Source organism: Pseudohaliea sp. (assembly GCF_054552115.1).
Window position 1 is genome coordinate 22,616 of record NZ_JBTOLW010000037.1, and the last position, 9,946, is coordinate 32,561.

The 9,946-nt window shown below is 69.6% G+C and carries 11 protein-coding genes; 5 read left to right on the forward strand and 6 right to left on the reverse strand.

Annotated elements, in window-relative coordinates; all coding sequences use genetic code 11:
• Positions 1 to 8: 8 nt before the first annotated feature.
• The 3 genes from mreD to ACX93N_RS14725 are packed head-to-tail and all read right to left on the reverse strand — an operon-like array spanning position 9 to position 2,418.
• On the reverse strand, positions 9 to 500 hold the full coding sequence (mreD, locus tag ACX93N_RS14715) for a rod shape-determining protein MreD (protein WP_459429199.1): 492 nt from the start codon (positions 498 to 500) through the stop codon (positions 9 to 11).
• A complete protein-coding gene (gene mreC, locus ACX93N_RS14720) occupies positions 500 to 1,339 on the reverse strand; it encodes a rod shape-determining protein MreC (protein WP_459429210.1) in 840 nt (279 codons plus the stop codon). The genes mreD and mreC overlap by 1 nt, the downstream gene beginning before the upstream one ends.
• 41 nt (positions 1,340 to 1,380) lie before the next feature.
• Positions 1,381 to 2,418, reverse strand: coding sequence for a rod shape-determining protein (locus tag ACX93N_RS14725; RefSeq protein WP_459429200.1), 1,038 nt, complete (start codon positions 2,416 to 2,418; stop codon positions 1,381 to 1,383).
• Positions 2,419 to 2,676: 258 nt separating this feature from the next.
• On the opposite strand from ACX93N_RS14725, the gene gatC reads away from it, so the two are divergent.
• From gatC to ACX93N_RS14745, 4 genes are read left to right on the forward strand one after another with little or no spacing between them, the layout of a single operon-like run.
• Entirely contained in the window at positions 2,677 to 2,964 is a 288-nt protein-coding gene (gene gatC / locus ACX93N_RS14730; RefSeq protein WP_459429201.1) for an Asp-tRNA(Asn)/Glu-tRNA(Gln) amidotransferase subunit GatC, read from the forward strand.
• Between the two features lie 3 nt (positions 2,965 to 2,967).
• Positions 2,968 to 4,440, forward strand: a complete 1,473-nt coding sequence (gene gatA / locus ACX93N_RS14735) for an Asp-tRNA(Asn)/Glu-tRNA(Gln) amidotransferase subunit GatA (RefSeq protein ID WP_459429202.1) — start codon at positions 2,968 to 2,970, stop codon at positions 4,438 to 4,440.
• Positions 4,437 to 5,894 (forward strand): Asp-tRNA(Asn)/Glu-tRNA(Gln) amidotransferase subunit GatB, encoded by a 1,458-nt coding sequence (gene gatB / locus ACX93N_RS14740; RefSeq protein WP_459429203.1) that lies wholly within the window; start codon positions 4,437 to 4,439, stop codon positions 5,892 to 5,894. The genes gatA and gatB overlap by 4 nt, the downstream gene beginning before the upstream one ends.
• A 35-nt stretch (positions 5,895 to 5,929) precedes the next feature.
• Complete coding sequence (locus ACX93N_RS14745) at positions 5,930 to 6,241, forward strand: PA4642 family protein (protein ID WP_459429204.1); 312 nt, start codon at positions 5,930 to 5,932, stop codon at positions 6,239 to 6,241.
• A 4-nt stretch (positions 6,242 to 6,245) separates the two neighbouring features.
• On the opposite strand, the gene smrA is transcribed toward ACX93N_RS14745, so the two are convergent.
• A complete protein-coding gene (gene smrA, locus ACX93N_RS14750; RefSeq protein WP_459429205.1) occupies positions 6,246 to 6,857 on the reverse strand; it encodes a DNA endonuclease SmrA in 612 nt (203 codons plus the stop codon).
• Positions 6,858 to 6,979: 122 nt separating this feature from the next.
• On the opposite strand from smrA, the gene cysZ reads away from it, so the two are divergent.
• Positions 6,980 to 7,729 carry a sulfate transporter CysZ gene (gene cysZ / locus ACX93N_RS14755; RefSeq protein ID WP_459429206.1) on the forward strand — a complete coding sequence of 250 codons (750 nt, stop codon included), beginning with the start codon at positions 6,980 to 6,982 and terminating at the stop codon, positions 7,727 to 7,729.
• 10 nt (positions 7,730 to 7,739) lie between these two features.
• On the opposite strand, the gene rhlB is transcribed toward cysZ, so the two are convergent.
• Positions 7,740 to 8,990 carry an ATP-dependent RNA helicase RhlB gene (gene rhlB / locus ACX93N_RS14760; protein WP_459429207.1) on the reverse strand — a complete coding sequence of 417 codons (1,251 nt, stop codon included), beginning with the start codon at positions 8,988 to 8,990 and terminating at the stop codon, positions 7,740 to 7,742.
• A gap of 78 nt (positions 8,991 to 9,068) precedes the next feature.
• A complete protein-coding gene (locus ACX93N_RS14765) occupies positions 9,069 to 9,659 on the reverse strand; it encodes an HvfX family Cu-binding RiPP maturation protein (protein ID WP_459429208.1) in 591 nt (196 codons plus the stop codon).
• Between the last annotated feature and the right edge of the window lie 287 nt (positions 9,660 to 9,946).

Sequence of the window (9,946 nt, forward strand, 5' to 3'; positions counted from 1 at the left end):
CAGCCGGATTACTGAACATGGTAGTAGCGCCTCGCACCGCGCAGCAGGTACCTCACGGGCGGCCAGAGTAGCGCGCTGGTGAGGGCCGGGAGCAGGAAGAGGAATGATCGCGCACCCGCCCCCTCGAGGTTCTGGATCCACTGGCAGACGAGCTGGTGCAGCCCGGCGAGCAGGAACACCGTGAGCGCCTGCTGCGCCAGGGAGAAGACGCGCATGCGCTGGTAGAGGAGCCGGGCGACGAGCGCCACGAGGGACAGGGCGAGCACGTTCTGTCCGAGCACGGCGCCCTCCAGTGCGTCCATGAGCAGGCCGGCGACTGCGGCGGTCACCAGCCCCACCCGGTGCGGGAGAGCAATGACCCAGTAGGTAACGACGAGCAGCAGCCATTCCGGTCGCAGCCAGGCGAGCCACGGTGCGAGCGGCAGTACCGCCAGCACGTAGGCAGTGAACAGGGTCGCCAGGATGACCCAGTATCCCGTGGCCCCTTCTCCGACCGCCATCAGCCACCGGCCCCGCTCTCGTCCCGGGCGAAGACGAGCAGCACGTGGCGCACCCGGTCCAGGGCCGCCGTGGGCCGCGCGGTGATCCGGGCGAAGGCCTGGCCCGGGTCGCGCTCGATGGCGGTGACCGTGGCCACGGGATAGCCGATGGGGAAGCGCTGGCCGAGGCCCGAAGTCACCAGGAGATCGCCCTCCTGGATGTCGGTGGTCGCCGCGACGTGGTGGATTTCCAGCCGGTCCAGCGAGCCCGTGCCCTCGGCGACGGCCCGCACGCCATTGCGGCTCACCTGCACGGGGACCGAGTGGGTGGCGTCCGTTATCAGCAGCACCCGGGCGTGGAACCGGCTCACTTCCACCACCTGCCCCATGAGCCCGTTGGCATCGATGAGCGGTTGCCCCGGGTAGACGTCGGCATCATCACCCTTGTCGAGGATGAGCTGGTGGCGCACCGGGTCGGGCGCGACCCCGACGACCTCGGCCACGAGCACGTCGTCGCGCAGCAGCGCCGTGGAGTTGAGCAGCGAGCGCAGCCGGGCGTTGTCCGCCTGCAGCGAAGCCATCTGCTGCAGCCGGCCCTTGAGGACGAGGTTCTCGCGGCGCAGGTGGGCGTTGTCCTCGAGCAGCGTCGCCCTCGAGCGGATGTGCGCGTCCTGCCAGGCGCCGATCGCACCGGGAATGCCGGCCACCCAGAAGACCGGCGCGAGGAGTGTGTCGAGGACGGCGCGGCTGCCGTCGAGGCGGTTGTAGCGCAGGTCCGCCACCAGCAGCCCGACCACGAGCAGGGTGACCAGCGTCACCTTCAGTCCGAGGTGCGACTCCTTGACGAATAGCGGCCTGATGTCAGTTCCCGATGGCCGGCGGCCAACGGGGCGCCGGCACCTTACTCAGTGGACAGCAAGTCTATCGTATGCCGATCCATGCGTTCCATAGCCATGCCGCCGCCGCGGGCGACGCAGGTCAGCGGGTCCTCGGCGACCACCACCGGCAGCCCCGTCTCCTCGGCGACGAGCCGATCCAGGTCGCGCAGCAGGGCGCCGCCGCCGGTGAGGACGATGCCGCTCTCGGCGATGTCGGCGGCCAGTTCCGGCGGTGACTGCTCGAGGGCGGACTTCACGGACTGGACGATGGCAGTGAGAGGATCCTGCAGCGCCTCGAGGATCTCGTCGCTGTTCAGGGTAAAGCTCCGCGGCACCCCCTCCGCGAGGTTGCGGCCGCGAACGTCGATCTCGCGGACCTCGCTGCCCTTGTAGGCACAGCCGATCTCTTCCTTGATCTTCTCGGCCGTGGCATCGCCGATGAGCGTGCCGTAACGCCGGCGCACATAGGCGACGATCGCCTCGTCGAAGCGGTCGCCCCCGACGCGCACGGAATCGCGGTAGACGACACCGTTCAGGGAGATGATGGCGATCTCTGTCGTGCCGCCGCCGACATCCACCACCATGCAGCCGGTGGCCTCGTCCACGTCGAGGCCGGCACCGATGGCCGCGGCCATGGGCTCCTCGATCAGGCGCACCTCGCGCGCCCCGGCACTGAGCGCCGACTCGCGGATGGCCCGGCGCTCGACCTGCGTCGACATGCAGGGCACGCAGATGAGGACCCGCGGGCTGGGGCGGATGTAGCGCGTCTCGTGCACCTTGGCGATGAAGTGCTGGAGCATCTTCTCGGTGACCTGGAAGTCGGCGATCACGCCGTCCTTCAGCGGCCGGATCGCCGTGATGTTGCCCGGGGTCCGGCCCAGCATCCGCTTGGCCTCCGCGCCCACGGCCTCGATGGTCTTCTGGCCGTTGTGGATACGGATGGCCACCACCGAGGGCTCGTCGAGGATGATGCCCTGGCCGCGGACATAGATGAGGGTGTTGGCGGTCCCCAGGTCGATCGACAGATCGTTGGAGAACATACCGCGGAGTTTCTTCAGCATTCAGCGTGTACCTTGAAGGACCCTGACCATCGCGTGACCATCGCGATCGCGCACGACGTGCTCGCAAACGACGCGGGTCACGCAAAAACACGGGCTGCAACAGCCGCTTTCTCGTGCGGTTCCGGGGCGCCAGACTGCGGGCAACTCTACCAACGGCGGGGATGTTGGGCAAGGCGCAACTGTGATAGATTTCGCGCTCGCGGCCGCGGTGTCCGCACCCGCCGCAACCCCTGGACAGCAACGCGGAATTCCCTGCCCATGACCCTAGGCGCCGATCAACTCGAGCGGCTGGCCGCCCTGGCCCGCCTGCGCATCGACCCCGGGGAGGCGCCGGCACTGGAGGCAAGCCTCGGGCGCATCCTGGCGCTGGTCGAGGAACTCTCCGCGATCGACACCCGCGGCGTGGAACCCCTGGCCAACCCCCTCGATGCCGTGCAGCCGCTGCGCGCCGACGAGGTCACCGAGGGCAACCGCCGGGAGGCGTTCCAGGCCATCGCCCCGGCCGTGGAAGACGGCCTCTACCTCGTGCCGCGGGTCGTGGAGTAAGCCGTGGCCAGCGAGACTCCCGCCTCCGTCAGCGGCCTGCTCGAGGCCCTGGACCGGGGCCGCCTCTCCGCCGAAGAGCTCGCCCGTGACTGCCTTGCGCGCATCGAGGCGCAGGACGGCGCCCTCAACAGCTTCATCACCGTCGATGCGGAGGGCGCCCTGGCCGCCGCCCGCGCCGCCGATGCCGACCGCGCCGCCGGCCGCGCGGGCCCCCTGGCGGGGCTGCCGATCGCCCACAAGGACATCTTCTGCACCGACGGCCTGCGCACCAGCTGCGCCTCGCGCATGCTCGACAACTTCCTGCCGCCCTACAGCGCCACCGCCGTCGAGCGCCTGGCCGCCGCGGGCGCCGTCACCGTCGGCAAGACCAACATGGACGAGTTCGCCATGGGCTCGTCGAACGAGACCAGCTACTACGGGCCCTGCCGCAACCCCTGGGACCTCGACCGGGTGCCGGGGGGCTCCTCCGGCGGCTCGGCGGCCGCCGTCGCGGCGGGCCTGGTCCCCGCCGCCACCGGGACGGATACCGGCGGCTCGATCCGCCAGCCCGCGGCACTCTGCGGCATCACCGGGATCAAGCCGACCTATGGCCGCGTCTCGCGCCTGGGCATGATCGCCTTTGCCTCCAGCCTCGACCAGGGCGGGATCATGGCGCGCTCCGCCGAGGACTGCGCCCTCCTCCTCGGCGCCATGGCCGGGCACGACCCGGCCGACTCCACCTGCGCCCGCGAACCGGTGCCCGACTACCGCGCGGCCCTGGCCATGGACTTAGGCGGCCTGCGCATCGGCCTGCCCCGGCACTGGTTCGACGCGACCCTCGACAGCGCCATCGGCGACCGGCTGCGCGCCGCCCTGGGCGAACTCGAGGCCCGCGGCGCCCGCCTCGTGGACATCGACCTGCCGCACAACCACCTGAGCATCCCGGCCTACTACATCCTCGCCCCGGCGGAGGCCTCGACCAACCTCGCCCGCTATGATGGCGTGCGCTACGGCCACCGCTGCGCGGACCCGGCGGACCTCGAGGACCTGTACACGCGCAGCCGCGAGGAGGGGTTCGGCGCCGAGGTGCAGCGGCGCATCCTGATCGGCACCTACGCCCTCTCCGCGGGCTACTACGACGCCTACTACAAGAAGGCCCAGCAGACCCGCCGCCTGATCCGCCAGGACTACCTCGATGCCTTCGCCAGCGTCGACGTGATCGCCGGCCCGACCGCGCCCGGCACCGCCTTCCGCCTCGGCGAGAAAGTCGACGACCCGGTCACCATGTACCAGGAAGACAGCTACACGCTCGGCGTGAACCTCGCCGGCCTGCCGGCCCTGAGCCTGCCCGTGGAACCCCTGCAGGGGCTCCCGGTCGGGCTGCAGCTCATCGGCCGTCACTTCGAGGAGGCGCGCCTCCTGGCCGTGGCACACCGCTACCAGCAGCTGACGGACTGGCACCTGCGCGAGCCGCCGGCGGCGGGGGGTGCTGCATGAACTGGGAGCCGGTCATCGGCCTCGAGGTGCACCTGCAGCTCGCGACCCGCTCGAAGATCTTCTCCGGCAGCGCCACCGCGTTCGGCGCCGAGCCGAACACCCAGGCCAGCGCCGTGGACCTCGCCATGCCCGGCATGCTGCCGGTGCTCAACGAACAGGCGGTGCGCTACGCGGTGCTCTTCGGCCTCGGCATCAACGCGGAAATCGGCCGCCGCTCCGTCTTCGACCGCAAGAACTACTTCTACCCGGACCTGCCCAAGGGCTACCAGATCAGCCAGTTCGCCGAGCCCATCGTCGGCCGTGGCGAGTTCGAGATCGTCCTCGGCGACGGCACCAGCAAGCGCATCGGCATTACCCGGGCCCACCTCGAGGAGGATGCCGGCAAGTCCCTGCACGAGGACTACCATGGCCAGACCGGCATCGACCTCAACCGCGCCGGGACGCCGCTGCTGGAGATCGTCACCGAGCCGGACCTCGCCAGTGCCGAGGAGGCCGTGGCCTACCTGAAGGCGCTGCACAGCCTGGTGGTCTACCTCGGCATCTCCGACGGCAACATGGCCGAGGGCTCCATGCGCTGCGATATCAACATCTCGCTGCGGCCGGCGGACAGCGAGACCCTGGGCACGCGCGCGGAGATCAAGAACGTCAACTCCTTCCGCTTCGTGGAGAAGGCCATCGCGCACGAGATCGAGCGCCAGACGGACCTCCTCGAGGGCGGCGGCAGCGTGGTGCAGGAGACCCGCCTCTACGACGCCGAGCGCGACGAGACGCGGCCCATGCGCAGCAAGGAGGTCGCCACCGACTACCGCTACTTCCCGGAGCCGGACCTGCTGCCCGTGGTGCTGGAGGAGCCCTTCATCGAGGAGCTGCGCGCCGCCCTGCCGGAACTGCCGGCGGCCAAGCGGCAGCGCTTCCGGGACCAGTACGGCCTCTCGGCCTACGACGCCGGCGTGCTGGCGGACAGCCGCGCGCTGGCCGACTACTTCGAAGCGGTGGCCGAGGCCTGCGGCGACGCCAAGCTGGCGGCGAACTGGGTACAGGTCGAGCTCCTCGGCCAGCTCAATCGCGACGGGCTTGCCCTGGACGCCTGCCCGGTAGCCCCGGCGGCCCTCGGCGGCCTGCTCGCGCGCATCCTCGACGACACCATCTCCGGCAAGATCGCCAAGCAGGTCTTCGAAGCCATGTGGAATGGAGAGGGGAACGGCGAGGGCGATGCCGACGCGATCATCGAGGCAAAAGGCCTGAAACAGGTCTCGGACAGCGGCGCCATCGGCGCCATGGTCGATGCGGTGATCGCCGACAGCCCGGAGCAGGTGACGCAGTACGCCGCGGCCGACGAGAAGAAGCGCAAGAAGCTGATCGGCTACTTCGTCGGCCAGGTGATGAAAGCGTCGAAGGGCCAGGCCAACCCGGCCCTGGTGAACCAGCTGCTCGCCGAAAAGCTGCCCGACTGAAACAACCCCAGTGACTGATCCGGACCGGGGACGCCATGCGCAAGGACAAGAGCAAGGTCATCGACGAGCAGTGGGACGACGCGCGGGTGAAGAGCTTTCTCGCCTGCCGGTCGCACGACGGGACACCCGACGACTTCCACATCCTGCTGCGCGCCTACCAGGGCATGCGTGCAGAAGACTTCGCGCGTTTCCTCACCTTCTTCGCGGCGGAGGGGCGCGACCTGGATACCCGCAACGGCGCCGGTGAGACCGTGCTGGACATCGTCGAGGGCCACCGCCTCGGCGGGCCCTATGCGGAGGCCCTGCGCGCCGCCGGCGCCGGCAGCGGCGGCACCGCCACGGCCTGAGCGGTCAGTCTACGGGAACGCGACCCCGCAGGAAGCGCTCCCGGTTCTCCTGCTTCTTCGCCTCGCTCTTGCGCAGCAGCACATAGACCGCGCCGGTACCGCCGTGCTGCGGCTGGGCGCTGTGAAACGCCTGCACCGCCTCGAGCTCGCGCAGCCACTGGTCGACGGCACCCTTGAGCACCGACAGGCGCTGGTCCTTCGGCTTGCGCTCGCCCTTACCGTGCACCAGCAGAACGCTGCGCAGGCCGAGCTCAAGGCAGTCCTCCACGAAGCCGAAGAGTTCGCCGCGGGCCTGGCGCACGGTCATGCGGTGCAGGTCGAGGCGCGCGTCGGCCGGGTAGCGGCCCTGCTTGAGCTTGCGGTAGACGCCGTTCTGGATGCCCGGGCGCTTGAAGGCAAGCACGTACCAGGGGTCGAGGGGCTCGATGCCGTCCTCGCGCAGGGGGTTCCGGTCCTTTCCGGGCTGCGTGACCGCCGCATTGCGCCGCGCGGCGAGGGCCGCATCATCGGGGCCGGCGCCGCCGCGGCGGACGCGCCGCTCCCGGCGCAGCGGCGCCACGTCCGCCATTTCCTGCCAGAAGAGCTCGTCGTCGTCGTGCACGTCATCGTTGTGCATAGCGGCCTCCGGCGTTGCAGGGAACAAGGGCGTCATTATAACCGCCGCGCACACGCGCCCAAGGTGCCCGGCGGCGAGCGCCCTCTGCTACCATGGCGCCTCCCTGGCAACGGAGCGTTCGCATGCGCGGCAACGCCCTGACAGGCGCCGGCTACCTCGTGCGCGGCGCCAGCCTGCTGACCCGGCCGACGCTGCGGCTGTTCGTGCTCGTCCCGCTGGCGGTGAACATCCTGATCTTCTCGGCGGTCATCTGGTGGGGCGTCAGCTTCCTGGCGGGCTGGCTCGACTCGATCATGGCCGGCATTCCGGACTGGCTCGGCTTCATCGAATGGCTGCTCTGGCCCCTGGTCGGGCTGCTGGTGACGCTCACCACGGGCTACCTGTTCACCGCAGTCGCGATCGTGATCGCCTCGCCCTTCAACAACCTGCTGGCCGAGAAGGTCGAGGAACTGGTCACCGGGCGCGAGGTCGCCGGCCTCGAGGGCCTGGGCGCGGCGCTGGCCGGCGTGCCCCGGGGCATCTTCCGCGAGCTCGCCAAGTTGCTCTACTTCGTCCCCATGGCCGCGCTGGTGCTCCTGCTCACCTTCATCCCCGGCCTCAACGCGCTGTCACCGGTGCTCTGGTTCGTCTTCGGCGCCTGGATGTTCAGCCTGGAGTTCCTGGACTACCCCATGGACAACCACAACCTGTCCTTCGCCGCCGTCCGCGATGCCTGCCGGGAGCGGCGCCTGTCGAGCCTGGGCTTCGGCGGGCTGGTGGCCCTGTGCACGGGGATTCCGCTGGTGAACTTCGTGGTGGTGCCGGCGGCAGTCGCCGGCGGCACCCTGTTCTGGGTCGAGGAGGTGGCGGCCGAGCGGGCCGCCGTCGGCTAGGGGACTTGCGTCAGGCCAGCAGTTCCTGCGGGGGATGCGTGCAGGACAGGGGCTCGCCGAGGAGTGCCTCGAGGTCCGGCAAGAGGAAGGCATCGTCCTCGCTGGCGAAGCTGATGGACACGCCGGTCGCGCCGGCGCGGCCCGTGCGGCCGATGCGGTGTACATAGTCCTCCGGGTCCTCCGGCAGGTTGTAGTTCACCACGTGGCTCACGCCCTCGACGTGGATACCGCGGCCGGCGACGTCCGTCGCCACCAGCACCGACAGGTCACCATTCTTGAAGCGCTCCAGGGTCTTGGTGCGCTTGTCCTGGGAGATCTCCCCGGAGAGGATGCCGGCGCGGATGCCGGCCTTGCGCAGCCGCTCGTGCAGCCGCCGGACCTGGTCGCGGCGGTTGGCGAAGACGATGACGCTGTCGGCGTCCGGGCCGCGCAGGAGGTTGAGGAGGATGCGGAAGCGCTCCTCGCTGCTCGCCAGGTAGACCTTCTGGTCCACGCTGTCCGTGGCCACGCTCTCGGGCTCGATCTCGACCTTCACCGGGTCGCGGGTCCACTGGGCGGCGAGGTTGATGATGTCCTGGGTGAACGTCGCGGAGAACAGCAGCGTCTGCCGGTACTCCTTCTGCGGCGTGGCGCGCACGATGCGCTTCACCTGGGGAATGAAACCCATGTCGAGCATCCGGTCCGCCTCGTCCAGCACCAGCACCTCGACATGGTCGAGGAACAGGTCGCGGCGGGTCATGAAGTCGATGAGGCGCCCGGGCGTCGCCACCACGAGGTCGACGATGCGGCGGTTCACCTGGTTCAGCTGCTTCTGGTAGTCCATGCCGCCGATCAGCGTCACGGTATTCAGCCCCGTGTAACGGCTGAGTTCCTCGGCGTCGGCGGCAATCTGCATGACCAGCTCCCGGGTCGGCGCGATCACCACGGCCCGCGGCTCGCCGAGGAAGCGCTCGTCCTCGACCGGGTTGTTGAGCAAGTCGTTGAAGATCGTAATGAGGAAGGCGGCGGTCTTGCCGGTGCCGGTCTGCGCCTTGCCGATGGCGTCGTGGCCGCGCAGCGTGAAAGGCAGCACCTGGGCCTGGATCGGCGAGCAGTAGCGGAAGCCGAGATCGGCAATGCCGTGCATGATCTCGTCGCGCAGGCCGAGGTCATGGAAGCGCGTCTTGCCTTCCTCGGGCGGTACCGGGAAATCGTCGATGGACCACTCGTGGGTGGCCGGCGCGGTGTTCGTCTCGCGCCGGCCGGCGGAATGCTTGCTCAAGATTCACCTGCAATGCTGAAAAATCGGCGCGAAGTGTAGCACTTCGGCGCCCCGGCTGCTCCCCCGCCGCCGGGCTTGTCAAGCACCGCGGGGATAGAGCCGGGCGAGATAGTAGTCGATGCTGGTGAAGCGGCCACCGCCGGTCACCATGAGCACGAGCAGCATAAGCGCATAGGTGGCCGCAAACTCGATACCGTTGTTGAGGATCACCAGCGGACCGTGCTCGCTGAGCCAGGCGTAGTTGCCGTGCTCCACCAGCAGTTCCCGGGCCACGCCCAGGCGCTGGGCGATGGCCGGGTCGCCGCTGTCGGCGATCGCCGACCAGCCGTGCTCCCAGTGAACGGTGAGCGCCGCGATGACCATGGTCACGAACAGGGGCACCGCCACCCAGCGGGTGGCGAGGCCGAGCACCAGGAGCAGCGCGCCGATGGCCTCGGTCCACGCGGCCAGCGGCGCCAGCAGCGCCGGCCAGGGCAGCCCCAGGCCCCACTCGCCGTTGCCGAACCACTCGATGGTGCTGTCCATCGCCGCCAGCTTCTGTGTGCCTGCCATCCACAGCACCGGCGCCAGGTACAGGCGCAGGGCCAGCGGCGGCAACCCGTCGAGGTAACTCACGGGTCCGGCAAGGGCATCCCGGAGCCGGTAGTAGCGGTTGGCGAGGCGCTGCATGCAGAGTGGTCCGTCCCTGGCGTTGCCAGCTATGACAGTCCTGCTACGGAAAAGTTTTAGCCAATCGCACAGATCCGGGGTGAGGGCGGGAGGCTTCTCTCAGTCGCTCCCCGATACACGCTTTGTGAGAGAAGCCTCCCGCCCTCACCCCTCGCGCCTCGCGTACTTCGGAGGCTGAGGCGGTAGGGGCGGGTGCCGGAGGAGGTCCCCCCAAAACGGGTCCTGGGGGGGGGATGGGGGGATTCTCCCGCCGCCGCCCCGGGGAGGCTAGAAAAAACCTGGCTTTC

Coding starts and splice junctions, on each gene's coding strand:
- ACX93N_RS14745 (WP_459429204.1), top strand. CDS start 5,930: ATGCGCAAGGACAAGAGCAAGGTCATCGACGAGCAGTGGGACGACGCG.
- smrA (WP_459429205.1), bottom strand. CDS start 6,857: ATGCACAACGATGACGTGCACGACGACGACGAGCTCTTCTGGCAGGAA.
- ACX93N_RS14725 (WP_459429200.1), bottom strand. CDS start 2,418: ATGCTGAAGAAACTCCGCGGTATGTTCTCCAACGATCTGTCGATCGAC.
- mreD (WP_459429199.1), bottom strand. CDS start 500: ATGGCGGTCGGAGAAGGGGCCACGGGATACTGGGTCATCCTGGCGACC.
- gatC (WP_459429201.1), top strand. CDS start 2,677: ATGACCCTAGGCGCCGATCAACTCGAGCGGCTGGCCGCCCTGGCCCGC.
- gatB (WP_459429203.1), top strand. CDS start 4,437: ATGAACTGGGAGCCGGTCATCGGCCTCGAGGTGCACCTGCAGCTCGCG.
- ACX93N_RS14765 (WP_459429208.1), bottom strand. CDS start 9,659: ATGCAGCGCCTCGCCAACCGCTACTACCGGCTCCGGGATGCCCTTGCC.
- cysZ (WP_459429206.1), top strand. CDS start 6,980: ATGCGCGGCAACGCCCTGACAGGCGCCGGCTACCTCGTGCGCGGCGCC.